This is a genomic window from Corallococcus sp. AB038B, assembly GCF_003668955.1.
GTDB classification, from domain to species: Bacteria; Myxococcota; Myxococcia; order Myxococcales; family Myxococcaceae; genus Corallococcus; species Corallococcus exiguus.
This window is the reverse complement of the sequence record NZ_RAWO01000005.1, coordinates 62,640-86,273: the sequence shown is the minus strand read 5'-3', so window position 1 is coordinate 86,273 and position 23,634 is coordinate 62,640. Positions and strand designations below refer to the sequence as shown.

Annotated in this window: 20 protein-coding genes and 1 pseudogene; 8 read left to right on the top strand and 13 right to left on the bottom strand. The window is 69.9% G+C overall.

Features of this window, described 5'->3' with window-relative positions; genetic code table 11:
* Together D7Y04_RS21855 and D7Y04_RS46560 are read right to left on the bottom strand one after the other, a co-directional pair.
* Entirely contained in the window at window positions 1-819 is an 819-nt protein-coding gene (locus tag D7Y04_RS21855) for a transglycosylase SLT domain-containing protein (protein WP_120596027.1), read from the bottom strand.
* A 199-nt stretch (window positions 820-1,018) separates the two neighbouring features.
* Window positions 1,019-1,708, bottom strand: a complete 690-nt coding sequence (locus D7Y04_RS46560) for a hypothetical protein (protein WP_121760591.1) — start codon at window positions 1,706-1,708, stop codon at window positions 1,019-1,021.
* Window positions 1,709-1,755: 47 nt separating this feature from the next.
* On the opposite strand from D7Y04_RS46560, the gene D7Y04_RS21845 reads away from it, so the two are divergent.
* Complete coding sequence (locus tag D7Y04_RS21845; RefSeq protein WP_147454560.1) at window positions 1,756-2,040, top strand: DUF6289 family protein; 285 nt, start codon at window positions 1,756-1,758, stop codon at window positions 2,038-2,040.
* 15 nt (window positions 2,041-2,055) lie between these two features.
* Here D7Y04_RS21845 and D7Y04_RS21840 read toward each other — a convergent pair whose 3' ends face one another.
* The 5 genes from D7Y04_RS21840 to D7Y04_RS21820 form a co-directional block, all read right to left on the bottom strand.
* Window positions 2,056-3,147: a TrkA family potassium uptake protein gene (locus D7Y04_RS21840; RefSeq protein ID WP_121760590.1), complete on the bottom strand. Its 1,092-nt coding sequence runs from the start codon at window positions 3,145-3,147 to the stop codon at window positions 2,056-2,058.
* A 12-nt stretch (window positions 3,148-3,159) separates the two neighbouring features.
* Window positions 3,160-4,365, bottom strand: a complete 1,206-nt coding sequence (locus D7Y04_RS21835; RefSeq protein ID WP_121760589.1) for a twin-arginine translocase subunit TatC — start codon at window positions 4,363-4,365, stop codon at window positions 3,160-3,162.
* Between the two features lie 39 nt (window positions 4,366-4,404).
* The gene (gene tatB / locus D7Y04_RS21830; RefSeq protein ID WP_121760588.1) at window positions 4,405-4,890 is read right to left on the bottom strand and encodes a Sec-independent protein translocase protein TatB; all 486 of its coding nucleotides are present in this window, start codon (window positions 4,888-4,890) and stop codon (window positions 4,405-4,407) included.
* A gap of 153 nt (window positions 4,891-5,043) precedes the next feature.
* Window positions 5,044-6,345, bottom strand: a complete 1,302-nt coding sequence (locus tag D7Y04_RS21825; RefSeq protein WP_121760587.1) for an MFS transporter — start codon at window positions 6,343-6,345, stop codon at window positions 5,044-5,046.
* Window positions 6,346-6,375: 30 nt separating this feature from the next.
* Complete coding sequence (locus tag D7Y04_RS21820) at window positions 6,376-8,439, bottom strand: methyl-accepting chemotaxis protein (protein WP_120599716.1); 2,064 nt, start codon at window positions 8,437-8,439, stop codon at window positions 6,376-6,378.
* A gap of 91 nt (window positions 8,440-8,530) precedes the next feature.
* Between D7Y04_RS21820 and D7Y04_RS21815 the strand changes: the two genes are divergently transcribed.
* Window positions 8,531-9,577, top strand: a complete 1,047-nt coding sequence (locus D7Y04_RS21815) for a histone deacetylase (RefSeq protein ID WP_121760586.1) — start codon at window positions 8,531-8,533, stop codon at window positions 9,575-9,577.
* Between the two features lie 36 nt (window positions 9,578-9,613).
* On the opposite strand, the gene D7Y04_RS21810 is transcribed toward D7Y04_RS21815, so the two are convergent.
* The 3 genes from D7Y04_RS21810 to D7Y04_RS21800 form a co-directional block, all read right to left on the bottom strand.
* The gene (locus D7Y04_RS21810; RefSeq protein WP_121760585.1) at window positions 9,614-10,237 is read right to left on the bottom strand and encodes a hypothetical protein; all 624 of its coding nucleotides are present in this window, start codon (window positions 10,235-10,237) and stop codon (window positions 9,614-9,616) included.
* A 41-nt stretch (window positions 10,238-10,278) separates the two neighbouring features.
* Entirely contained in the window at window positions 10,279-11,082 is an 804-nt protein-coding gene (locus D7Y04_RS21805) for a hypothetical protein (protein WP_121760584.1), read from the bottom strand.
* A 63-nt stretch (window positions 11,083-11,145) separates the two neighbouring features.
* Window positions 11,146-11,799 (bottom strand): glutathione S-transferase family protein, encoded by a 654-nt coding sequence (locus D7Y04_RS21800; protein ID WP_120599127.1) that lies wholly within the window; start codon window positions 11,797-11,799, stop codon window positions 11,146-11,148.
* Between the two features lie 143 nt (window positions 11,800-11,942).
* Here D7Y04_RS21800 and D7Y04_RS21795 point away from each other — a divergent pair, with 143 nt between their 5' ends.
* The 6 genes and pseudogenes from D7Y04_RS21795 to D7Y04_RS21770 all read left to right on the top strand — a co-directional run bounded on the left by D7Y04_RS21795 (window position 11,943) and on the right by D7Y04_RS21770 (window position 19,172).
* On the top strand, window positions 11,943-13,856 hold the full coding sequence (locus D7Y04_RS21795; protein WP_121760583.1) for a SulP family inorganic anion transporter: 1,914 nt from the start codon (window positions 11,943-11,945) through the stop codon (window positions 13,854-13,856).
* A 69-nt stretch (window positions 13,857-13,925) separates the two neighbouring features.
* Window positions 13,926-14,321 (top strand): annotated as a pseudogene (locus D7Y04_RS21790) (DUF5953 family protein); the annotation flags it as partial.
* Between the two features lie 95 nt (window positions 14,322-14,416).
* Window positions 14,417-16,075 carry an arylsulfatase gene (locus D7Y04_RS21785; protein WP_121760581.1) on the top strand — a complete coding sequence of 553 codons (1,659 nt, stop codon included), beginning with the start codon at window positions 14,417-14,419 and terminating at the stop codon, window positions 16,073-16,075.
* A gap of 122 nt (window positions 16,076-16,197) precedes the next feature.
* Window positions 16,198-17,199: a formylglycine-generating enzyme family protein gene (locus D7Y04_RS21780; protein ID WP_120599122.1), complete on the top strand. Its 1,002-nt coding sequence runs from the start codon at window positions 16,198-16,200 to the stop codon at window positions 17,197-17,199.
* A 12-nt stretch (window positions 17,200-17,211) separates the two neighbouring features.
* Entirely contained in the window at window positions 17,212-18,606 is a 1,395-nt protein-coding gene (locus tag D7Y04_RS21775; RefSeq protein ID WP_120599121.1) for a DUF2254 domain-containing protein, read from the top strand.
* Window positions 18,607-18,701: 95 nt separating this feature from the next.
* Window positions 18,702-19,172 (top strand): MgtC/SapB family protein, encoded by a 471-nt coding sequence (locus tag D7Y04_RS21770; RefSeq protein WP_121760580.1) that lies wholly within the window; start codon window positions 18,702-18,704, stop codon window positions 19,170-19,172.
* On the opposite strand, the gene D7Y04_RS21765 is transcribed toward D7Y04_RS21770, so the two are convergent.
* From D7Y04_RS21765 to D7Y04_RS21755, 3 genes are read right to left on the bottom strand one after another with little or no spacing between them, the layout of a single operon-like run.
* Window positions 19,126-20,397 (bottom strand): threonine/serine exporter ThrE family protein, encoded by a 1,272-nt coding sequence (locus tag D7Y04_RS21765; protein ID WP_120599226.1) that lies wholly within the window; start codon window positions 20,395-20,397, stop codon window positions 19,126-19,128. The genes D7Y04_RS21770 and D7Y04_RS21765 overlap by 47 nt on opposite strands.
* The gene (locus tag D7Y04_RS21760; protein WP_121760579.1) at window positions 20,394-21,845 is read right to left on the bottom strand and encodes a hypothetical protein; all 1,452 of its coding nucleotides are present in this window, start codon (window positions 21,843-21,845) and stop codon (window positions 20,394-20,396) included. The genes D7Y04_RS21765 and D7Y04_RS21760 overlap by 4 nt, the downstream gene beginning before the upstream one ends.
* Window positions 21,846-21,849: 4 nt before the next feature.
* A complete protein-coding gene (locus tag D7Y04_RS21755; RefSeq protein WP_121760578.1) occupies window positions 21,850-23,607 on the bottom strand; it encodes a SulP family inorganic anion transporter in 1,758 nt (585 codons plus the stop codon).
* Between the last annotated feature and the right edge of the window lie 27 nt (window positions 23,608-23,634).

Below are 23,634 nucleotides of genomic sequence, written 5' to 3'. Positions count from 1 at the left end.
TCAGTAGCCCACGTAGCCGCTGCCGCCATTCATCGCCTGGATGCCCGGCGTGTTCGACACGGAGCCGTAACGGTCCACCGAGTAGCGAACGGCCGCGACGATGTTGTCCACCGGGTTGCGGATGTTGTCGTGGCCCGGGACCTTGTACGCGTCGAACGTCGGCTGGATGGTCTGCATCAGGCCGATGGAGGGGTGGCCGTCCTTGGCGTTCTGGTCCCAGAGGTTGATGGCGTTCGGGTCGCCGCTGGACTCGTGCTGGATGATCTTCGCGATGTCCTGCGGGTTCATCTTCTCCACCGGGACGCCGTTGGCCTTGAGGATGTCCATGGCCTGCTTGATCCAATCGCCCACTTCGCCCTTCGGGACGTCGCCCGCGGGGCTGGCCGACTGAGTGGAGCCGGACGACTGAGCGGCTCCGGTCTGGAACGAGTCACCCGCGCCAGGCGCACCGCCCGTGCTGGACGCACCGTCAACGCTGGGAGCGCCACCCGTGCTGGACACGCCCGACGGGGCCTGGACTCCGGCCGCGCCGTCCGCGGAGGCAGCGGCGCCGCCCATCTGGGTCTGGAGCAACTGGACGAGCTGCTGAAGCTGCTTCACCACGTCCTCGAGCCCCTCCGCGAACTGCTTCCACTGCGCGCCCTTCGCGGGGCCCGCGCTGAAGCCATCCTGCTGGAACTGGGACGCCAGGTTCGAACCCGGCTTCTGGCAGGAGCCGCCCTGCACGCGGCCGCCGGACACGGCATCCGGACGGGAGGCGAAGTCCTGGGAGGGGACGCGGAAGGAAGCGGAGCGGGCGGAAGCGGGCGCGATGGCCATGGGATTTCCTCGGGAGCTTGAGTGCGGCTGACGAGGAACACCTACAGCAGGGGACATGCCAACCCATGGGCTGACACCTGCTGGAGCCCAAGTGCTTGAGTTCCTTGAGGAAGCGCGAGGCGCGGTGGGACGAACCGGGGCCCGTCCCTGGTGACTGGAGTCACCGCTCGCCAACAGCGGTCACCAGTCGCGATGCGCCCTACTTCGTGCGACCGGAGGGCTTCCGACGCCCGGCCCGCGAGGGCTTCACGGTCTTCTTCGCGACCGGAGCCTTCTTCGCGACCGGAGCCTTCTTCGCGACCGGAGCCTTCTTCACGGCCCGAGGCAGCTTCGTGGCCACGGCCTTCTTCGTGCCTCGCGCGGGGCCGTGCTTCTTCAGCAAGGCCGCGCCCTGCTCCGCGAGGCCCTGCTCCAGCGAGGGAGGCTTCTTCGCGCCCTTCTTCCCCGGGGGCTCGCGCGTCAGAGCCCCTTCGCGGGTCACCTCCACGGTCCTTCCGGAGAAGGCGCTCCAGCCCTCCAGTGCACGCGTCCAGCGCGCCAGCAGCGCTTCACGAGTGTCCGCGTCCGGCAGTCCTTCCGCGTGCAGCGCCACGGTGACGCCATGCACCGACGGCAGCACACGAAGCTGCACGGTGCGCGCCCGAGGCCACTCGTCACGCTCCAGTCGCAGGCGGAGCTGCTTGGGCGGAACCTGACGCACCACCTGGATACGCGTCCCGTCCACGAGCGCGACCTGCTCGCCTTCCGTCAGCGCCTGGGCGCAGGCCCCCACCCAGCGGACCAATCCCGACGCCTCACCCCAGGCGGCCCAGGCCATCTCCGAGCCCACCGCGAAGGAGCGCCGCACCCCTGCCTGATACCCACCACCCGCGACCTGACCCGTCGACATAGACACTCCTGTCCGGCTAATCTCGTTTTCCAAACCTGAGAGGAACGATGCGACATCTTCTGACGGGCCTGATGTGCGCGGGAACCCTGCTGTTGGCCGCATGTGGTGGCGATGACCCGGCGGAGGACGCCACCGCGACGGACGTCGGGACGGCGGAACAGGCCATCCTCCCGCAGTGCCGCGTGGGCCAGGCCACACGCATCTTCTTCTACAGCGACGCCGCGAAGACGAATCAGGTGGGCCAGCGCGTCTGTTCCTGCTCCGGCACCGTCACCACCACCGGCACGGTGACTTCCATCTGGAGTCTCTCCGCGGTGCCCTGCAACCCCTAGCAGGCCGCGGAGGGCTCACCCCGTGGGGCGGTAGCCCGGCATGAGGAAGTTGTCGTGGTCCGCGTACGCCGGCGCCTCCGCCTCACCGGTGAAGGCGCGCAGGGTGCAGTACTCCGGATACGACGCCTGGACGGTGATCTGATCCCCCGCCTGGAGGACCACGTCACCGTTCGGGTGCAGCGTCTCCTCCTCGCCCCGGATGAGCGACAGCGACAGCCCGCCGAAGCGGTCGCGCACCTGGGAGATGTTCATCCCCGGCAGTCCGTCCCGCACCACGAACAGCGACACCACCATCAGGTGCTTGCCGATGCGGAACGAGTGGACGAGCCGCGGATCCAACGCCGCCAGCGCCATGGCGGGCGCGGCCAGCGAGGAACTGGACAGGGCCTCCGCCTTGAACGTGTCGCGCACCTTCGCGCCCAGGTCGTCGTCGAACAGGCGGATGACCACGCGGATGCCGGGGTTCAAGCGCCGCGCGTCCAACGCGATGTTCAGGTTCGCCAGGTCGTCGTCCGTGGCGCAGACGATGGCGGACGCCTTCTTCACGTGCGTGCGCGGCAGGCACAGCGGGCTGCGCGTGTCGTCGATGAGCAGCGGGATGTTCTCGTCGCGCAGCGCGGACACGAACGTCGCGTCCTCGCGCTTCTCCACCACGACGACGTCCTTGCCCATCTCCCGCAGCTGCGTCACCACGCGGTAGCCCACGCGTCCCGCGCCGCACACGACGACGTGGCCCTTCATCGTTTCGGACACCACGGTGACCCACTCCTTGTCGTTCTTGTGCCGCGCGAAGAAGAGGTACGCGAAGCGCACCACGCCATCCACCACCAGCGCGATGCTGACCGGCGGGATGAGGATGTTGAGCGTCTCCACGAACCAGTCGCTCACGTAGGGCAGCGACGGCTGGCCGAAGAGCAGGAAGTAGACGTGGTGCAGCGCCTCTCCGTAGGAGATGCGGTCCCCGCCCGGCCCCACGTAGCGCCAGTGGTACAGCGCCGGCCCCACCCCGAAGATGACCGCCGCGAGCAGCAACGTGCTGCGGAACCTCCGCGACAGCGCGCGCAGGTACCGCAGGTCCATCATCAGGCGCGCGGCAGGGCTCTTCATGCGCGCGGGAGTCTACGCCGCCGGGGTGATGTCCGTGGAGGCTTCCGCCTTCGCACGGCGTTTCTCGATGAGCCACACCGCCAACACGCCCAGCTCGTAGCAGAGCAGCATGGGGCCGGCCATGAGCGACAGGTTCACCACGTCACCCGTGGGCGTCAGCACCGCCGCCGCGATGAGGCACACCACGAACGCGTGGCGCTGATAGCGGATGAGGAAGCTCGACTGCACCACCCCGACAATGCCCAGCAGCGCCATCACCAGCGGCAGCTCGAAGATGACGCCGAAGGCGAGGATGAGCAGCAGCACCAGCGACAGCTGCTCGTTCATCGTCAGCATGGGCCGCGTCCAGCGCGCCGCTTCCGCGTCCGCGTGGCCCTTGGCCAGCTCCTTCTGCAGCCGCCACAGGCCGGACATCTCCTCCGCGCGAGTGGGCGCCACGCCCGCGAGCAGGCTGGCCGCCTGGTCCATGGCGGCCTCCGACGCGACGTAGTCCTGCTTGCCGAAGGCCGTCACCGCCTCCACGCGCTTCTCCACCGCCTGGCGCAGCACACCGCGAGCGGGGGTACCCAGCCCGTCCGCAGCCGCGTCCAGCAGGTCACCCAGGCCCTTGAGGCGCGCGGTGAGCTCCACGCTCTTCGCGGACGCAACCTCCGGGTCCTTCACCTGGCCTTCACCCACGGCCGTCAGCGCGGCGCTGGTCTCCTTGGCCACGTGGCCGGCGCGCTCCACTTCACCAATGCGCAGGAAGCGCAGCGCGTCCTCGCCGCCCATGCGCGCGGTGTCCATGCGCTGCTCCAGGGCGAGCGTCTCCTCCTCGTTGAGGAGGAACTTGAACATGGAGGGCAGCACCAGGAAGTAGCAGAACATCGAGCCCACGATGAACGCGACGGAGCCCAGCACCACGAAGGGCGACGCGTACTTGCGCTCCTCCGGGTAGAGGCCCGGCGCCACGAAGCCCCAGATCTGCCAGAGGATGACGGGCGTGGTGAGGAAGATGCCGCAGTACACGCCCACCTTCATCAGCACGTTGATTTCTTCGATGCCGGATGTGTAGACGAGCGAGCGCCCTTCCGGGGGCAGCGCGTCCAGCACCGGCCGCATCAACACGCCGAAGATGGGCTTGGCGAAGATGAGCGACACGGCGCCCAGCACGAGCACCGCGAGCGAACACTTCACGAGCCGCGAGCGCAGCTCCGTGAGGTGCTCCGCCAGGCTCATCCGGAAATCCGACAGGTCAACCCCTTGGCGATTCAGGGCTCAGCTCCGTTTCGGCGCGTTGCGCGCCACCGTGCCCGGGATGGGGGCGAGTTGCGGAAGGCCGTTCTCGTCCTGCGCCGGCGCCGCACCCGTCTCCGCAGCGGCCTGCGTGCCGGTGGCGGGCTCAGCGTCCACGGCGGCCTCGGCGGGCGCGGGCACGTTCTCGGGGTCCACCGTCGCGGTGAGCGCGGGGGCGGGCTCGGCGAGCACGTTGGCGGGGGCGGCGCCCGGGAGGGAGGACGGGGCGAGCTCCGGCGGCGGGGACGGCACGCGCGTGCCCGGACGCGTCGGGGGCATGCGGTTGAACTCCTCGTCCATGGAGTAGAACTCGCGCTCCACCACGTTGCGCACGTCGTCCGTCTGCCGGCGGAACTCGCGCATGAACTTGCCAATGGCCCGCGCCAGCTCAGGCAGCCGCTGGGGGCCGAGCACGATCAGCGCGGCCACCAGGATGAACACCATTTCGCCTGCGCCGATGTTGAACATGGAGGGTCGTCTTCCCCTAGGAGGGAACGTCCAGGGGTTATCGCGCCCACAGGCGGCCCGCGCAACCGTCAGCGACCATCCAGCGTCCGTCTGGCCTCGTGTCCAGGAGGCGGGCGGCCGGGCTCCCTGGAACTCCTGGGGCACATTGCCCCATCAGCCGTGGGGATTTGCCTCGGGAGACAGCGGCGCGGCCAGCCCCTGGGCCGGGGGCACCGCCAGGGCCCGGGCCTGCTCGCGCGAGCGCACCCGCCCCTCCACCACCCGCAACATGACGGGCACCCCCACCGCCAGCCCGATGGACACCCAGGCGATGGTGTCCATGCCGCCGAGCGTGCCGTCCGGCAGGTCCACCAGCAGGCGTGACGACAGGAAGGCGCCCAGCGCGGAGGCCATGTGCTGGGCCGCGGACTGCAGCGACATGAAGCGGGCGCGCACCGGGTTTTCCGGCACGCGCGAGGTGAGCGTGTTGTACGCCACGTTGCGCACGCCCATGGCCAGCATGAAGACCATGAACAGCAGGGGGATGGGCAGCCACGTGGGGTAGTGGATGAAGCCCACGTACGTGGTGAGGGCCGCCAGCACCACGCCCACCGTGCCGATGCGGTAGGAGCCGAAGCGGTCCACCAGCGGCCCCGTCAGCCGCAGCGTGAAGAAGCTCACGATGCCGCCCGCGGCGTAGATGATCCACAGGTTCTCGCGCGGGTAGGCCAGGTTCTGCTGGAGGTAGGCGGAGATGTTGGGGATGACGATGAAGCCGCTCATCATCACCAGCGCCGTCATCAGGTAGGACAGCTGCACGTCGGTGTTGCCCAGGAGCTCCGCCACGCCCGGGGCCCGGGCCGCGCTGCCGCCGGGTCGCAGGTGCCCGCGCACGGGCGGCAGGAGCCCGAGCGCGGCCAGCACCAACACCAGCCCCAGCGCCGCCACCACGAAGAAGGGCGTCCGCCAGCTGCCCAGCTCCGCGACCTTCAAGGCCAGGGGCACGCCCAGCACGGAGGCCACGGAGAAGGACGCCATCACCGCGCCCAGCGCCCGGCCCCGGCGCTCCACCGGGATGAGGTCCGCGATGATGGACAGGGACAGCGCCGTCGCCGGTCCGCCGAAGAGCCCCGCGCACACCCGCGCCAGGAGCAGCGTGGACAGCCCCACCGCGAATCCCCCCGCCGCGGTGGCCGCGACGAGCCCCAGCATGCACACGGCCAGCGCCTTGCGCCGGTCGAAGCGGTCCAGGAAGTAGCCGCCCAGGAGCCCCGCCACGCTCGCGGCGGCGGTGTAGCTGCCGCCAATGGTCCCGATGTGCGAGGACTCGATGCCCAGCCCCTTCGCGAAGTCCGGGCCCAGCGGCATCACCATCACGAAGTCGAGGATGTTGACGAACTGCACCGCGCCAATGAGCAGCACCACGGCGCGCTCGGACACGGGACGGGAGGAGGCGGACTCGGACGACTCGGGCATGGAGGCTTTCAACGGGGAACGGCTGGTACGTCAGACACGGAAGCGGCGCACCTCGGCGCGGAGGATTTCGGCCTGGCGCGTGAGGTTGTCGATGGCCTCTTCCAGCTGGCGCACCGAGCGCGTCTGGTGCTCGGACACGCCCTTGATGGTCTCCACGGCCTTGAGCACCTGCTCGCTGCCCTTGGTCTGCTCCTTCTGGGCGCGGTTCAGGTGGGTGACCATCTCGTTGATGCTTTCGATGGAGCGGGTGATCTGCTTGCTGCCGTGCGCTTGCTCCTGGCTGGAGCGCTGCACGTGCTGGGTGAGCGTCTTCATCCGCTCCGCGCTCTTCATGATCTGCTCGCCGCCCCGGGCCTGCTCGTTGGAGGCCTGGGAGATCATCGACACGGTGGCGGAGATGCGGTGGATGGCGGCCGTCACCTGCTTGCTGCCGCGCGCCTGCTCCACGGTGGCGCGGGCAATGGCCTTCACCATCTGCGTGGACTTCTGCGTGCTGTCGTTGATTTTCCTGAGAGCGCCTTCCGCCTCGCGGCCCAGCTGCACGCCCTCCTCCACGCTCTTGACGCCCTGGTTCATCACCACCACGGCGTTGCGGCTCTCCTCCTGCACCCCGCGGATGAGCTCGGCGATCTCCTTGGTGGACGCGCCGGTGCGCTCGGCCAGGTCCTTGATCTCCTCCGCCACCACCGCGAAGCCCTTGCCGTGCTCACCGGCCTGCGCGGCGATGATGGCGGCGTTGAGGGCCAGCAGGTTCGTCTGCTCCGCCACGTCGTCGATGACGTTGAGGATGTTGCCAATCTCGCTGATGCGCCGGCCCAGGCTGTCGATGACGCCCGCGGCGGTGCGGCTGGTGTCCTTGATGCGGTCGATGCCGGAGAGCGTCTTGCGCAGGGCCTCCACGCCGGTCTGCGCGTCCTCGAAGACCTGTTCGGACAGGCGGGCCGTCTCGTTGGCGTTGGCGTCGACCTGACCGATGGCGGCGTCCATCTCACTGATGGCGGAGGAGGTGTCCTCCGTGGACGCGGAGAGGTCCTCGATGTTCTTGGCCACCTCCTTGATGGAGTACGTCATCTGCTCGATGGCGCTGGTGGTCTCCTCCACGCTGGCGGCCATGGCCTGGACGTTCTCCGCCACCTCGTCGTTGGTGGCGGCCATCTCCATGATGGAGGAGCTGCTCTCCTCCGCGCTCTGGTAGAGGACCTCCACGTTCTCCGCGATGCCGCGCAAGCTGGCCATCATCTCCACCATGGAGGAGGACGTCTCCTCCACGCGCGACTGCACGGTGCCCGCGCCGGAGGACACGGTGGTGCCGGTGCGGTGGATCTGCTCGATGACGCCGGCCACCACGTCGGACACGCCGCGCACGCGGCCCAGCGTGTCGCGCCAGGACTGGGCCATGCGGTTGAGGGCTTCCGCCAGCTGGCCCAGCTCATCCTTGCTGTTGCGAACCTCCGCGCGGCCGGTGAGGTCGGCCTCCGCCAGCTTGGTCGCCATGGACATCATCGCGTCCAGCGGGTGGAGGATGAACGCGCGCGAGATGAGGAACGCCACCACGAGGAAGAGCACCAGGCCCACGAGGAAGGCCAGCAGCACCGTATGGCGCAGGGCCGTGAGCACTCCCTCCAGCCGGGCCCCATCCACCACCACGACGACTTCACCGGGCACGCCGCCCGCGAGCGTCACCGGGTCGGACACCGCCCAGGCGTCGTTGTCGAACTCCATCTGCTCCAGTGGGGGAAGGGGACGCTGCTGGAGGCGGTCCTCCAGGCCCTTCGTGAACCAGGAGGGCGGCGGCGCGGGGAAGGTGGCGCGGGGCACACCCTGGGAATCCAGCACCGCCACGACGCTGAAGTCGTCATCCAGGCGGTAGAGCCCTTCCAGGTTGGGCACCGGCTGGGTGCCCGACTGCCTGTCGACCAGGGCGATGACCTCCTTGGCCTTGTTGTGGGCATGCAGCGCCATGCGCTCCCTCAGGTGGTTGCCCACCTGGCGGGGAACGACGAAGTAGAGCGTCCCGAGGATGACGGCCAGCGCGAGGCCGAATGAACCCAGGAGGATGCCCCGGAGACCGGGTTTCTTGAGGCGACGTGGCAAGGCCCGCGCACTGTAGGGAGGGTGGCCCGTCCAGGGCAAGGAACGGACCTCCCCGCCCGCCAGGGACGGACGCTGGGTTCCCGGAGACAGGATGCGTAAGGTCCAGGGGATGACCGCGACGCTGCTGCTCACCGACCCGCTCTTCCTCCAGCACGACGCCGGCGAGGGCCACCCCGAGTCGCCCGCCCGCTTGCGGCGCATCCTCCAGATGCTGGCGAGAAACCCCGTCGCGGGCACGGTGATGACCCATCCCCGCTCCGCCACGGACGCGGAGCTCCTGGCGGTGCACACCCCGGCGCACCTGGACGCGATGGAGAAGCTGGGCGGCCGCTTCGAGCGCATCGACGAGGACACGGCGGTATCCCCGGACAGCATCGACGCGGCGAGGCTGGCGGCGGGCGCGGCAGTGCAGGCCGTGGAGGCGGTGATGGCGGGGACGGCGAAGAACGCGTTCGCGCTGGTGCGTCCGCCCGGCCACCACGCGGAGCCGGACCGGGCGATGGGCTTCTGCCTCTACAACAACGTCGCCATCGCGGCGGAGGCCGGGCGGCGGCTGGGAGCCGAGCGAGTGCTGGTGCTGGACTGGGACGTGCACCACGGCAACGGCACGCAGGCGGCGTTCTGGGGGCGCAGGGACGTGCTCTACCAGTCGGTGCACCAGTTCCCCTACTACCCGGGCAGCGGCGCGGCGCCGGAGGTGGGGCGCGGAGAGGGCCAGGGCTTCACGGTCAACTGCGGCCTGCCGGGCGGCAACACGGACGCGGACTACGGGATGATCTTCGAAGAGCTGCTGCTCCCCGTGGCGCAGGCGTACCGGCCGGACCTGGTGCTGGTGTCCGCGGGGTTCGACCCGCATCGCGCGGATCCGATTGGCGGAATGGACGTCACCGAGCGCGGCTTCGCGGCGATGTGCACCGCCGTGCGCAAGCTGGCGGAGGAGGTCTCCGGCGGGAAGCTGGCGCTGGTGCTGGAGGGTGGCTATTCGCTGGAGGGGCTGTCGAACTCCGTGCACGCATGCATCGAAGTGCTGGCGGGGCGCGATGACAGCTTCGCTCCCGGCACCATCAACGCGGATGCACGCGCGGCGCTGGCGACGAGCCGTGAAGCGCTCAAGCCATTCTGGGCCAGCGTGCGCTGAAGACCGCTGGCGAAGGGAATGCCCGACGCGGCTTCTTCAGCCGCCGGACTGACGGCCTTCAATCGCGCACAGGAGCACCGCCGCGGCGATTCCCAGACGCCGATCCAACCGGCGCTGCGTGTCCACGGAGAAGTCCAGGTCGATCTTCTGGATGAACGGGTTGAAGTGCTGCTTGAAGCTGAACACCTGCTCGCTGCCCAGGGTCCCGGTGAAGGTCTGCGGGATGAGGTTGGTGAGGAAGCGCCGCACGAGCGCCAGCAGCATGCTGTCCTCCTCCACCTTGCCCACCTCCTGCCCGTCCGCGTCCAGGATGAGCCAGGTGTCGCGCAGGATGGAGCTCAGGGCCTTGCGGCGCAGCGCGCCCACCCGCTCTCCCGTCGCCGCGTCGGTGACGTCGTAGGTGGCGCCGAAGTCCAGGATGCTGCGGGCCTGGATGGTGATCAGCTCCTCCTGCATGTCCTCGCCGCTGTAGACGCGCAGGTCCTCCTTCAGCTTGAAGGCCTTCATCTTCGAGTAGAAGGCGACGTTGCCCGCCTCGTCGTAGATGTGGAACGCGCCGCCGAACAGCTTGAAGAACTTCCGGCGGAGCATGAAGCGGGTCTGGCCGAAGCGCCCGGAGGCAAGCTCACTCCGGGGACGGGTCTGGAGAGCGGAGGACATGACTCCCTCCCTAGCGCGAAGCGGCGCGCGGAGCCAGGGGCCTACGGAATGCCCTGCTGCTGCTTGCTCTTCGCCACCAGCTCATTGGCCTTGGCGTGGATGTTGTCGAACTGCGTGCGGTAGACGTCCGAGTGGCTCTTGCCCGTCTTCGCGTCCGGGACGTTCTGGCGCGCCCAGTAGCTGTCGAAGCTGGGGTCGGCCCCCTCCAGCCGCTTGCCGAACCGGTCCATCTCCTGGGGCCAGCCCTGGTTCTGGATGCCGTCCTTCATCACCTCATGGTGGCGCTTGATGCCGTCGTACTCGATGCGCTCCATGCTCTTGGCGAAGTTCTCCCGCCGGGCGGGCAGGTCGCCGCCCACGTGCTGCTTGCCCAGCGCCGCGTTGACCTCGTTCTGGAACGCGTCGCCCGTGACCTTGCTGAACTTCTTCTGCTGGGCGGCGTTCGTCATCTCGAACGCCATGACGCCGGCGCGCTTGGGGCCCGTGAGGTCCGGCCGCAGGCCAATCTGCTTCGGGCCCGAGTAGAACATGCCGCCCTGGACCTGGTCCTTGGTGACGACATTGAGGGTCTTGCCATCGGACGCCTGCGAGGCGTCGTTCGCCAGCGCCGCGTACTTCGGATTCTTCAGCATCTCCTCATGCGCCATCTTGTCGTAGGCGGCGTGCATGGAGGGGTCCGTGGACGGCTTCCGCACCTGCCCCTGCGGCAGGGTCTCCTGGGTCCGCTGCTTCTTCACTGCGGGCCCTTCCACCTCCGGCTTGCGGATGGGCGAGGTGAGGTCGTCGTGCTTGCGCTTCGGCGGCAGCGAGGGGCCAGAGCCTGCTTTGAAGATGCCACGGGGCATGGGGAGCACTCCTGGGAGGGGAAGCGCAGGATAGCGCGAAATCCCCTGCCCGGACACACCGCGTCATGCCTCGCGCCGCTCGTGCTGCTTGAAAGCGTCCATCTGCGCCGTCAGCGCGCGCTGGAACGCGGGCCGTGCCTCACAGCGTTCCTTGTAGGCCTTGAGCGTGGGATGCGCGTCGAGCACCTCGGTGTGCCGCAGGATGCGCAGCACCGTGGTCATCATCAGGTCGCCCGCGGTGAAGCGGTCCTCCAGGTACTCGCGGTCCCCCAGCCACGTGGCCAGCTCGCCCAGGCGGTGGTGGATCTGCTTCTCCACGTCGGGCCGGTGGAGCTTCGCCCACTGGGCCTCCGGCGCGAACAGGTCAATCTCCGCGAGCTGCTGGAGGTGGATCTCCAGCGAGTTCAACGCCGCGAACACCCACGTGAGCGCGCGCGCCCGGCCCGCCTCGTCCTTGGGGAAGAGCACTTCGCTCTTCAACGCGATGTGGACCACGATGGCGCCCGATTCGAAGAGCGTCAGGCCGTCCTCCTGGAACACCGGCACCTGCCCGAAGGGCTGCTGCGCGCGGTAGTCCGCGGACTTCTGGACCTGGGGGTCGATGAGCCGCGCCTCGTACGGCAGGCCTGCCTCCTCCAGCGCCCACCTCACCCGGAGGTCACGGACCACGCCCTGCGCGAACGGCGGCACCCACTTGAATGCACTGACGGTGATCATGCCCGGCAGCCTGTCGCCACTCCGGCAGGCATGACCAGCGTCATGCATGACGGATGTCGCCGAAGTGACCGGACGGATGCGTCTCTGGCCGTCCCTCCCGGGAGGACGATGAGCCTGTCGGGTCGGGTGGCCACCTCGTACGCATGGGCACCGCACGGAGCCGCACCTCCTGGCTCACCCGCGTCAGTCCCTTCGCCGCTTCGCTGCGGGGGTATGACAGGACGCGCCTGAAGAAAGACCTGGTGGGCGCGCTCACGGTGACGGCGCTGCACATCCCGGAGGGCATGGCCTACGCGCAGCTCGCGGGGCTGCCTCCGCAGGCGGCGCTGTATTCCACTCCGGCGGCGCTGGCGTTGTATGCGCTGTTCGGCAGCTCGCGGCAGCTCATCATCGCGGTGTCCGCCAGCGTGTCGGTGCTCTCCGCCGCCACGGTGGGCGCGCTGGCGCAGCAAGGCTCGCCGCGCTTCGTGGCGCTCACGGCGGCGCTGGCGCTGATGGCGGGTGCGGTGGCCCTGCTGGCCGGCGTGCTGAAGCTGGGACGCGTGGCGCAGTTCTTCTCCTCCTCCGTACTGAGCGGCTTCGTGTTCGGGCTGGCGCTGGTCATCGCCATCAAGCAGGTGCCCAAGCTGCTGGGCATCGAGGGCGCGAAGGGCGGCTTCTTCGAGCGGCTGGGCTTCATCCTCACGCACCTGGGCCAGACGCACGCGCTGACGCTCGCGGTGGGGGCGGCGAGCATCGCGGCGCTGCTGCTCCTGGGGCGCGTGTCCCGGCGCATTCCGGCGGCGCTCGCGGTGCTGGTGCTGGGCATCGCGGTGTCGTCGCTGTTGCATCTGGATGCGAAGGGGGTGGCCATCGTGGGCCACATCCCCGCGGGCCTGGTGCCGCCCCAGCTTCCGGACGTGAAGCTCGGCGACCTGTTGAAGCTGTTGCCGGGCGCGTGCGGCATCGCGCTGGTGGCGTTCGCGGAGGCCATTGGCCCGGCGCGCATGTTCGCCGCGAAGCACGGCTACGAGGTGGACCCCAACCGCGAGCTGGTGGGCCTGGGCGCGGCAAACCTGGGCGGAGGTCTGTTCAGGGGCTTCGGCATGGGGTGCAGCCTGTCCAAGTCCGCCGCGAATGATCAGGCGGGGTCCACCACGCAGGTGTCCTCGCTGGTGACAGCGGGGCTGACGCTGCTGGTGGCGCTGTTCCTCACGGGCCTGTTCCGCGCGCTGCCGGAGGCCACGCTGGGGGCCATCGTGGTGGTGGCCATCCTGGGGATGATGGACGTGAAGGAGCTGGTGCGGCTGGCGCGCCTGCGCCGCGCGGACTTCCTGGGCGCGGCGGTGGCGCTCGTGGGCGTGCTGGCCTTCGACGTGTTGCCCGGGCTGCTCATCGCGGTGGGCCTGTCGCTGTTCCTCACGGTGTACCGCGCCAGCCGGCCGCGACTGAGCGAGCTGGGGCGGGTGCCTGGGACGCTGGACCTGGCTGCCACGCACCGGGAGTCCTCCGCCATCACCCTGCCCGGCCTGGACGTCTTCCGGCCGGAGGAAGGGCTGTTCTTCGCCAACGCCACGTCGCTACGGGACGAGGTGCTCAAGCGCGTGCGCGACGCGAAGGTGCCAGTGCGCGAGGTGTTGCTGGACCTGGAGCTGACGGACGACCTGGACGTGCCGGGCGCGGACATGCTGGCGGGACTGCACGAGGACCTGTCCCACCGGGGCATCACGTTGTCATTGGCGCGCGTGCACACACCGGCGCAGAGGCTGCTGGAGCGCACGGGCGTGCTTGTGAAGGTGGGCAGGCAGAACGTGTATCCGCACGTGCATGCAGGCGTGGAGGCGTGGATGGCGCGCCACGAGTCCCAGGCCTGGCAGGAATGGCGGCTCATCCAGGACGGCCTGTACCTGGTGCGCTCGCGCGTGGACGAAGCGGGCGCGACACTGCACGGCGAGGAGCGACACAGACAGGAGGACCTGCTCATCCGGCTGGATGAAGCGGACACGCGCATGCGCGAGTTGCTGCGGAACCTGCCGCATCCACCGGCCGATGACGACTCGCGGGGGCCCGTGCACTGAGCGACAGGGTGGGCCGGGCCAAGCAGCTACGCTCTGCTCCAATGCATCGCCATGTCGGCATCATCACGAAGCACTGCGGAAGCGGCACATGGCCACTGGGGACACGCGACGCCCTTCGACGCAGCCGTCCAGGTCTCACGGCAGGTCCGGAACCCGGTACGCAAGCCAGGCAGCCCTCCCCATGGGCTTCCAGCGCTCAAGCTCACAGAGCATCTCCGGGCACCTGAAATCCCGCAGCATCTCGGGTGGCTGAACTACTGGTCCGAAGCCGCCGCGCAGGCCATCGGTTTCCCGGATGCTGCTCGCGACGCGGAGCTGCTGTCGCGCTCACGGCGCACGCCTTCTGGCGGCTGGGTGGTCCAGCTCACGGAGGCGCCGCTCGACTACGACAACCCCGAGCACATCGAAGCACTCCGGCGGGCCTACGAGCGGTTTCCCGCCATCGGCGGACGCGACTCACGCTGAACCCTGGACCTGCCTCCTGGGTGCCCGCCTGCCCCGACTCCTGGAACGATGCCCGGGCCAGCCCCTGTGAACACCTCGTGCCCAGGAGGTCGTTCATGGCGAGCAAGGCAAAGCCCTCGGGCAACGGACACGGCAAGCAGGCGAAGCAGAAGCCCAACATCCTGGTCATCTGGGGAGATGACATCGGACTCTGGAACGTCAGCGCCTACAACCAGGGGATGATGGGCTACCGCACGCCCAACATCGACCGCATCGCGAAGCAAGGCGCGATGATGACGGACTGCTACGGCCAGCAGAGCTGCACCGCGGGCCGCGCGGCGTTCATCACCGGCATGAACCCGCTGCGCACGGGGCTCACCACCATCGGCATGCCGGGCGCGAAGTACGGCCTGCAGGACTCCGACCCCACCATCGCGGAGATGCTCAAGCCGCTGGGCTACACCTGCGGCCATTTCGGCAAGAACCACCTGGGCGACTCCAATCCCTACCTGCCCACCAACCACGGCTTCGACGAGTTCTTCGGCAACCTCTACCACCTCAACGCGGAGAACGAGCCGGAGTGCCCGGACTACCCCAAGAACCCGTCCTTCAAGGCGAAGTTCGGGCCTCGCGGCGTGCTGCACAGCTGGGCCTCGGACCGCAAGGACGTCACCGAGGATCCGCGCTGGGGCCTGGTGGGCGGACAGCGCATCGAGGACACCGGCCCGCTCACCAAGAAGCGTATGGAGACCGTGGACGGCGAGTTCCTCAAGGGGACGCTGGACTTCATGGATCGCGCCGTGAAGGACGGCAAGCCGTTCTTCCTCTGGCACAACACCACGCGCACGCACGTCTGGACGTTCCTCCAGGAGAAGTACCGCAACATCACGGGCTACGGCCTCTACGCGGACGCGATGCGGGAGCTGGACGACATCGTCGGGGTGCTCCTGGACAAGCTGGAGGAGCTGGGCATCGCGGACAACACGCTGGTGGTGTTCTCCACCGACAACGGCGTGGAGAAGATGGGCTGGCCGGACGGCGGCAACAGCCCGTTCCGCGGGGAGAAGGGCTCCACGTGGGAGGGCGGCGTGCGGGTGCCGTGCGTGGTGCGCTGGCCGGGCGTGGTGGAGCCGGGGCGCGTCATCAACGACATCTTCGCGCACGAGGATTGGATGCCCACGCTGGTGGCGGCGGCGGGCGGCCCCACGGACCTGGTGGAGAAGTGCAAGCAAGGCCACAAGGTGGGGCACAAGACCTTCCGGGTCCACCTGGATGGGTATGACCAGACGGGGCTCCTGGCGGGCACGGAGGAGGGCCGCCGGCACGAGTTCATCTACGTGCTCGACAGCGGCGACCTGGCGGCGGTCCGCTACGACAACTGGAAGATCATCTTCAGCTACCAGGACGGCGAAGGCCCGGACATGTGGTTCAGCGGCAAGCGCTTCAACCCGGCGTGGCCCTACCTCATCAACCTGCGCTCGGACCCGTTCGAGTACGGCCCCCACTCCGGCCTGTACACCCAGTGGTACGGCGAGCGCATGTTCACCTTCGTCCCGGCGCAGATGCTGGTGAAACAGTTCGCGGAGAGCCTCATCGAGTTCCTCCCCAGCCAGGCTCCGGGCAGCCTGAGCATCGGGCCGCTGAAGGAGCGCGTGAAACAGAAGATGGCGGAGGAGCGAAAGCAGCAGCGGGAGCCCAGCGTCGGAGACCAGGTCATGTCCCTGGCCAACGAGGTGGAGCAGCTCATCCACCGCGTCCAGCAGTCGCACCAGTAGCCGTCCCGGTCGTCGGGCCGTGGAGCAGCCATTCCTCCACTGCCCGACACCCTCCCCTGCCTCTGGTGCGAGTGTCATTCCGCGCACCGGGCCGGATGTTCTCCGTTGGAGGACTTCAAGCCATGCACCGGAACGACAGCCGCGACGCCACTGCCGACGTGGAGCCCACCGACACCGCCGCGCGCCCCGGCCGGGCTCCGGACCCGGACATGGTCTGGATTCCCGGTGGCACGTACTGGATGGGCTCCGACCACCACTATCCGGAAGAAGCCCCCGCCCATCAGGTGACCGTCTCCGGCTTCTGGATGGACCGCTTCACCGTGACGAACGAACAGTTCGCCCGCTTCGTCGAAGCCACCGGCTACGTCACCGTCGCCCAGCGGCCCCTCAATCCCGCGGACTACCCCGGCGCCACACCGGAGACGCTCGTCCCCGGCTCGCTCGTCTTTCAAAAGGCCCGGGGCCCCGTGGACCTGGGCAACGTGGCCAACTGGTGGAGCTATGTCCCCGAGGCCTGCTGGAAACACCCCGAAGGCCGCCGCTCCTCCTTGAAACACCGCCGCGACCACCCCGTCGTCCACATCGCCTATGAAGACGCGGAGGCCTATGCCACCTGGGCCGGCAAGGCACTCCCCTCCGAGGCGGAGTGGGAGCACGGCGCCCGCGGCGGGCTGGACCGCAATGAGTTCTGCTGGGGCAATGACTTCACCCCGAACGGCGAACACCTGGCCAACACCTGGCAGGGCTTCTTCCCGTGGCAGAACCTCCGCGAGGACGGCCACGAGGGCACCTGCCCCGTCGGCGCCTTCGCGCCCAACGGCTACGGCCTGCATGAGATGGCTGGCAACGTCTGGGAATGGACCACCGACTGGTACCAGGAGCGCCACCAGGGCAACAAGGGCAAGGCGTGCTGCATCCCCGTCAACCCGCGCGGCCCCGCCACCGCGCAGGGCAGCCAGGACCCCATCACGCCCGCCATCCCCATCCCGCGCCGCGTCCTCAAGGGCGGCAGCCACCTGTGCGCGCCCAACTACTGCCGCCGCTACCGCCCCGCCGCGCGCTCGCCCCAGGCGGTGGACAGCGGCGCCAGCCACATCGGCTTCCGCTGCATCGTGCGCCCCTAGGAGGTGACGTGGATGGCGGACGCGCAGGCACTGCCCCGAGCCAGGGGCCGGCCCTGGAAGCCCGGGCGGCCCCGCGAGGCCCCTTCCCTCCGTTGGTGGCTCAGACACCAGCTGTGGATTCCGCCCGTGCTGGGGGCCTTGGTGGGAGCCGGCCTGGGCGTCGTCACCGTGTATCAAACGCTCCCGTTGGCAGGCGTGCTGGGAGGCGTGGCCTGGCGGGCCACGGCCGCCGAGGCGCGGAGCATGCTCTCCACGGTGTTGGGCATCTCCCTCACCTCGTTGAGCATCGTGCTGTCCCTGTCCATGCTCGTGGTGCAGAACGCCGCGGGGCAGTACTCGCCTCGCCTGCTGCGCCTGTATCTCCACAGCGCGGGCATCCGCGTGGTCATCCCGGTGTTCGTCGCCACGAGCGTCTTCTGCCTGGTGGCGACGCATACGTTCGGCTTCGTCTCGGGGCTCGAGCGAGCGCCGCGTCCAGCGCTCGCGCTGGCCATGCTGCTGCTCATCGTCTGCGAGGGCGCGCTCATCTTCCAGGTGCTCCAGACGCTCCAGCTCATGCGCGTGGAGAACCTGGTCCGGCAGGTGCGCCACGACACGCTGGACGCCGCCCGGATGCTCGAGCGGTTCCGGGCATCGGACAGCGAGGCGGCGGCCCGGGTCCGCGCCCGCGGGGAGGTTCCGGGGAGGGACTGGCCGCTCCGCGCCCGGGGTAACGGCTTCATCGCCTCCGTCGACGCGGGGGCCCTCCTGGAGGTGGCGACGGCGCATCAACTCACCGTCCACCTGGAGCGGGCCGTCGGCGAGCCGGTGATTTCAGGTGAGGAGGTGGGCTGGCTGGAGGCGGCGGCACCCGGTCCCCCGGCATGGCGCGAATCCACCGAGTCGTTCGTGGGCCGCGCCATCCACCTGGATCGCTGGCGGGACGCGGACCGGGACCTCGCGCTGGGGGTGCGTCAGCTGGTGGACGTGGCCATCAAGGCGCTCTCGCCGGCAATCAATGATCCGTACACCGCGGTGGAGGCGGTGGACCAACTGACGTTCCTCCTGTGCGAGCTGAGCGGGATGCGCCTGGGCCCCCGCGTGCTGGCGGATGCCTCCGGAGCGCCTCGCGTGTTCCTGCATGGCCTCACGCTGCGGGACTACCTGGCGTTGGCCACGGATCAGATCCTCCGCTACGGCGCCGCCGAGCCCGCGGTGATGCTCCGGCTCCTGCGGCTGGCGGCCTCCGTGGCCCAGCGCGCGCGGGGGGAGGAGGACCGGCGCGCGGCGCGGGAGTGGCTCCACTCCATCCTGGCCACCTCGGAGCGGAACGCCCCGGCGCCGTCACTCCTGCGCCGTCACGCGGAAGCGCTGGAGCACGCGCTCGACGGCGGGCCGTGGCCGCCGCTTCCGGCGATTGGCTTCTGAGCACCGCCGGGCGTCACCGGCCCGGGAAGCGCCTGGTTGCGAGCGCGTGGAGGGAGGATCAGGTTTGGGGCGTGGGTGGGGGCGGGGAGCCGGATATGGCCGCGGCGTTCGGAGACGGAGAGGTGTTCGTCCGGCTGCTCGTGGCGGGGGGCTCCGGGATGGTCCTGGGCCTCCCCTATCGCAAGCGGCCGGGCGGCGTCCGGGCCCACTACCTGGTGACGCTGGGCGCCGCGCTCTTCTGCATCTCCGGGGCGAACCTGATGGGGACCCCGGCGGAGACGCTGCGAATCGTCCAGGGCGTGGCCTCCGGCATCGGCTTCGTGGGCGCGGCGAGCGTGCTGAAGCGGGGGAGCGCCATCTTCGGCATCACGACCGCCGCCTCCATCTGGATCGCCGCGGCGGTGGGCTGCGAGGCCGCGCTGGGGGACCTGGTGCGCGCGGCCTGCGTCGCGCCGTCCATCGCCCTCACGAGCTGGCTGCTGGGGCTGCTCGAGCGCCGGATCTTCCGCCGCAGACGCGTCATGGCCTCGCGGGAAGGCCCCGGGCCGCGCCGGAGTCCACGGTGATGCGAGGCGGCACCACGACCGTGGCGAACATCAGCCCCAGCACCAACTGGAGCGCCACCAGCAGCACATTGAACAGCCGCGGGTCCTGCGCGCCCGCGGTGCCCGCTCCGAGCAGCGCGACGATGGCTTCCGTGCCGATGAAGCCCGGCGCCAGCTGCAACATCCCCGGCATGATGACCGTCATGGGCATCCGCTCCTTCCCGCGCCCGTAGAGCAGCCCCGCCACGCCCAGCACGAACGCGGACCCCAGCGGGCTGCCCCGGTCCCCGAACAGCATCTTCGTCAGCTCCTGCGTCCCGTAGGCGAGCAGCACGCCGCCGACAATCCACGCCACGTCGCGCGGCCGCCCGGACATGCACACCGACAGCGCCACCCCACCCACCGCCACCACGATGAACGTCAGGAGCAGCGGCAGCGCGTGCTGCTCGACGTGCGGCGGCAGCGGCCCGCCGAAGCGCCAGAGCGTCCCCGCCGCCGTGATGCCCACGCCCAGCATCAGGAAGCGCAAGAGGCCGTACATGAGCCGGGACAGGCCCGCCTCCACCGCCTCCAGGGCCAGCTCCAGCGAGCCCAACGTCACCACCATCGCGGGCACCAGCAGCGTCACCCCGCCGAACAGCGCCCGCACGGCGTTGAAGGGCGGCAGGAGGAGCGTGAGCCCGAGCGCCACCAGCGTCCCCAGGAACGCGGCGAGGAAGCTCTTCTGCAAGTCCACCCGATGCGAGTTCAGCGTGCCGAAGTGGATGACACCCGCGCAGAGGCCCACGAAGAAGGCCGCGAGCATCTCCCACCACGCCCCGCCCACTCGCGCCGCCACCGCCGCGCCGTAGACGCCGTAGGCCACGAACACGAGCCACTCGGGATACGGCGCGTGCGTGGTCAGGATGCGGTCCAGCTCCGCGCGGGCCTCGGGCAGTCGCACGCGCCCTTCGGAGATGGCATCCGCCAGCCGGAGGAGCGCCGCGGCCCGGCCCAGATTCCAGTGCGGGGTGAACGGCAGCCTCTTGAAGACCACGTGCGGGCGCCGCGATGACACCACCTCCGTCATCGCCAGGCTCTGGAGCGTGAAGACCTGCACGTCCAGTCCCCACGCCTTCGCCACCCGGCTCACGCGCGCCTCCACCAGCAGCGACGGCTGGTAGGCCAGGTGCAGCGCCTTCGCCAGGTCCAGCAGGAAGGCGGAGGCCGCCTCCTCATCCACCGCGCCGTCGTGCTCCCGCGTCACGGCGAGTCCGCCTTCGGGACTTCCTCGACGCTGCCCTTGCCGCTCGTGCTCTTCGAGTCCTTGAACGAGAAGCTGGCGCCCACCAGCAGCGTGGCCTGGAAGAAGTGGACGTCCTGGGTTCGCGCGGGGGGGGACAGGCCCAGTTGCTGGAGCGTCTCCGCGAAGCGAGCGGTCTGCTTGCTTCCCCACGCCAGGTCGCCGCCCAGCGTGAAGCGGGAGCGGCCCAGCACGAAGTGGACGCCCGAGGCGACGTGGTACAGGTCCCAGCCCCCGACCAGCGCGTTCGTCGCTTGCGTCTGCTCCAACGCACTGAAGTCCGTGTGCCCGCTCAGATAGACCCGCACCCGCTCCCCCAGCGCCTGCTCCACGCCCAGCGCCCCGTTGAGCAGCGGCTTGAGCGCGAAGGCGTAGTCCCCGTCGATGGGCTCGGTGGTGCCGCGCGGCACGATGGGCTCGGCGTCCACCAGGGTGATGGTCGAGACGCGCGCGTAGCCCTCCAGGGACGCATACACCGCGGTCGACTCGCCGAAGCTCCGGCTGACGCCGAGCGCCGCGGACCAGGAGTTGCGGTAGTGCGCCGGCAGGTCCTCCTGGAAGTCGAACACGGGCGCGGGCGCGTTCGTGTCCACCCCCTGGGACTGGACTGCGCGCTCGAACCCCACCGAGCCCCGGCCCCAGAGCGCCAGGCTCGGCGTCGTCACGGTGAGCCCCACGGCCCAGGGGCCGTGCTGGTAGCTGGCGCCCACCTTCAACAACACCCGCACGTGGTCGAACTCCAGGTCGCGGCCCAGGGTCGCCAGCAACTGCTGGCCGGCGGCACCGGAGCCCTGCGCCTGCGTCTGGAAGCGCAGCTCGTGATGCCGGGTCGCGACGAACGGCGTCAGGCCCAGGCCCAGGTGCTCCGTGACGGGGTAGGCCCAGGAGAGGCCCGTCCAGAACTCGCTCACGGTCTGGTCCAGCCGCACGTCCGAGGACAACGAGTCCAGGCCCTGCACACCGGCCAGGTCCGCGCCCAGCCGCGTGCCGCGCGACTGCAGGCTGTAGGAGAAGCCCTGGCGCGTGAGCAGCGAGTAGGCCATCCGGGACTTCCCCAGGAACCCGAAGCGCAGCGAGCCGGCGATCAACGACGGCAGCACGTCCACGTTGGAGTCGGACAGGTCTATCCCCTCGCCCTGCCCGTCCTTCACCTTCAGGCGCGTGTATTCGTACACGCTGCCGGTGAGCTCCAGCTCCGGCGCGCCCAGGAGCGCGAGCGCGCCGGGGTTGTAATAGACGGCGCTGATGTCGTTCGGGTTGCCCACGAAGGCGCCGCCCAACAGCCACGCCCGGTTGCCGAACTGCCGCGTGGTGTAGTGCGCGTCCTGCGCCAGCGCCGTCACGGACATCAGCAGTCCCAGCGCCGCGCCCGCGACCGTGACACCCCGGGCCCTGGATTGGATTGGCGTCATGGCGTCAGTGCACCTGTGGCGAGGAGACGGGCTCTCCGCCCACGGCGGTCCGCGCGTCGTCTCGCGATTCGAGGTAGGCGCGAACGGCCGCGCCCACGGTGGGATAGAGCCGGTCCTCGCCAATCCGCGCGGCCAGCCCCGAGCGCTTCAGCACCCGGCGCATCGGCGCGCGCGCCTGGGCCACCGCGAAGACGATGCCTTCGTCCGTGAGCTCGTAGCGAACCGTCTCCAGGCTCTCGGCGGCGGTGATGTCCAGGTCGAACACGGAGGACGCGTCCAGCACGAACCACTGCACCGGGAGGCGCGAGTCGGCCACCAGCCGGCGCACCTGTTCGCGCAGGAAGCGGGCGTTGGCGAAGAAGAGGGGCGCGTCGAAGCGGTAGACGACGAGGCCGGGAATCGTCTCCGCGTCCGCGTGGCCCTCCACGTCGTGCCATCCGGGCATGCCCTCGCGCTCGCCCAGCACGGCGTCGTGCGGATGCGCCGCGCGGCGGATGAGGTCCACCAGCGCCAGCGCCACCGCGATGAGGATGCCCTGGAGGATGCCCAGGAAGAGCACGCCCAGCATCGTCACCACCGCGAGCACCGCCTCCACCGGTCGCACGCGCCAGAGCCGGAGGATGGGCTTCACCTCCAGCAGGTACACCGCCGCGACGATGACGATGGCCCCCAGCGTCACCAGCGGCAGCTTCGCCAGCAGCGGCGTGAGGAACAGCGAGAACCCCAGCACCACCACGGCCGCGACCACGCCGACGAGCTGCGTGCGTCCCTTCATGGACGCGTTGACCGCCGTGCGTGAATCGCTCCCCGTCACGGGGAAGCCCTGCGTGAGGCCGGTGAGCAGGTTGGCCGCCGCCTGGCCGAAGAACTCCTGATGGGTGTCCAGCCGGTAGCCGAAGCGGTCCGCGTAGATGCGGCCCGTGAGCACGGAGCTGGCGTAGTTCACCAGCGCGATGCTGAAGGCCGCCGGAAGGAGCGTGCGCACGTCCTCGAAGCGCCACGAGGGAAGGCCGAAGGCGGGCGCCGCCGCGGCGATGGGCCCCACCACCTTCACGCCGCCGTGCTCCAGCTGGAACGCCCAGGTCACCCACGTGGTGAGCACCACCATCACCAGCGGCGCGGGCCAGCGCGGCAGGAAGCGGCGCATGGCCACCAGCGCCGCGACGATGCCCAGTCCCAACACCAGCGTGGGCACGTGCGTGCGGCCCATGTTCGCCGCCACCTCGTGCAGCTGCCCCGCGAACTCGTTCGACTTGCGCTCCAGCCCGAACATCCGGGCCAGCTGGCTGCCAATGATGATGAGCGCCGCGCCGTTGACGTAGCCGATGAGGATGGGCCGCGACAGGAAGTCCGCCAGCGCCCCCGCGCGGCACAGTCCACCCAGGAGGCTCACCCCGCCCACCATCAACGCGAGGAGTGCCGCCAGGGATGCCAGCCGCTCCGGCCCGCCGCCCGCCACCATGGGGCCCAGCGCCGTCGCGGTGAGGATGGCCGCGCCTGCCTCCGGCCCCAGCAGCAGGTGGCGCGACGGACCGAACAGCGCGTAGGCCAACATCGCGAAGACGCCCGCGTACAGGCCCGCCGCGGGGCGCACGCCGACAATCTGCGCGTAGGCCAGTCCCTGGGGGATGAGCATCGCGCCCACGGTGAGCGCGGACAGGAGGTCCGCGCGCAGCCACCGCCGCTCATAGGTCCGCGCCTGCTCGACACCCGGGAGGAACCGGCTCAGGACATGGACGGCCGTGACCGCGGTGCGCTTCATGGCCCTTCCCCCGTGCCTCCTGACCTC

What these genes read in the sequence shown, in the direction of transcription:
- D7Y04_RS21755 (WP_121760578.1), bottom strand. Translation starts at nt 23,607, where the DNA reads ATGAAGCGCACCGCGGTCACGGCCGTCCATGTCCTGAGCCGGTTCCTC.
- D7Y04_RS21775 (WP_120599121.1), top strand. Translation starts at nt 17,212, where the DNA reads ATGGCGGACGCGCAGGCACTGCCCCGAGCCAGGGGCCGGCCCTGGAAG.
- D7Y04_RS21845 (WP_147454560.1), top strand. Translation starts at nt 1,756, where the DNA reads ATGCGACATCTTCTGACGGGCCTGATGTGCGCGGGAACCCTGCTGTTG.
- tatB (WP_121760588.1), bottom strand. Translation starts at nt 4,890, where the DNA reads ATGTTCAACATCGGCGCAGGCGAAATGGTGTTCATCCTGGTGGCCGCG.
- D7Y04_RS21800 (WP_120599127.1), bottom strand. Translation starts at nt 11,799, where the DNA reads ATGATCACCGTCAGTGCATTCAAGTGGGTGCCGCCGTTCGCGCAGGGC.
- D7Y04_RS21810 (WP_121760585.1), bottom strand. Translation starts at nt 10,237, where the DNA reads ATGTCCTCCGCTCTCCAGACCCGTCCCCGGAGTGAGCTTGCCTCCGGG.
- D7Y04_RS21770 (WP_121760580.1), top strand. Translation starts at nt 18,702, where the DNA reads ATGGCCGCGGCGTTCGGAGACGGAGAGGTGTTCGTCCGGCTGCTCGTG.
- D7Y04_RS21785 (WP_121760581.1), top strand. Translation starts at nt 14,417, where the DNA reads ATGGCGAGCAAGGCAAAGCCCTCGGGCAACGGACACGGCAAGCAGGCG.
- D7Y04_RS21840 (WP_121760590.1), bottom strand. Translation starts at nt 3,147, where the DNA reads ATGAAGAGCCCTGCCGCGCGCCTGATGATGGACCTGCGGTACCTGCGC.
- D7Y04_RS21835 (WP_121760589.1), bottom strand. Translation starts at nt 4,365, where the DNA reads ATGAGCCTGGCGGAGCACCTCACGGAGCTGCGCTCGCGGCTCGTGAAG.
- D7Y04_RS21815 (WP_121760586.1), top strand. Translation starts at nt 8,531, where the DNA reads ATGCGTAAGGTCCAGGGGATGACCGCGACGCTGCTGCTCACCGACCCG.
- D7Y04_RS21780 (WP_120599122.1), top strand. Translation starts at nt 16,198, where the DNA reads ATGCACCGGAACGACAGCCGCGACGCCACTGCCGACGTGGAGCCCACC.
- D7Y04_RS21760 (WP_121760579.1), bottom strand. Translation starts at nt 21,845, where the DNA reads ATGACGCCAATCCAATCCAGGGCCCGGGGTGTCACGGTCGCGGGCGCG.
- D7Y04_RS21855 (WP_120596027.1), bottom strand. Translation starts at nt 819, where the DNA reads ATGGCCATCGCGCCCGCTTCCGCCCGCTCCGCTTCCTTCCGCGTCCCC.
- D7Y04_RS21795 (WP_121760583.1), top strand. Translation starts at nt 11,943, where the DNA reads ATGGGCACCGCACGGAGCCGCACCTCCTGGCTCACCCGCGTCAGTCCC.
- D7Y04_RS21825 (WP_121760587.1), bottom strand. Translation starts at nt 6,345, where the DNA reads ATGCCCGAGTCGTCCGAGTCCGCCTCCTCCCGTCCCGTGTCCGAGCGC.
- D7Y04_RS46560 (WP_121760591.1), bottom strand. Translation starts at nt 1,708, where the DNA reads ATGTCGACGGGTCAGGTCGCGGGTGGTGGGTATCAGGCAGGGGTGCGG.
- D7Y04_RS21805 (WP_121760584.1), bottom strand. Translation starts at nt 11,082, where the DNA reads ATGCCCCGTGGCATCTTCAAAGCAGGCTCTGGCCCCTCGCTGCCGCCG.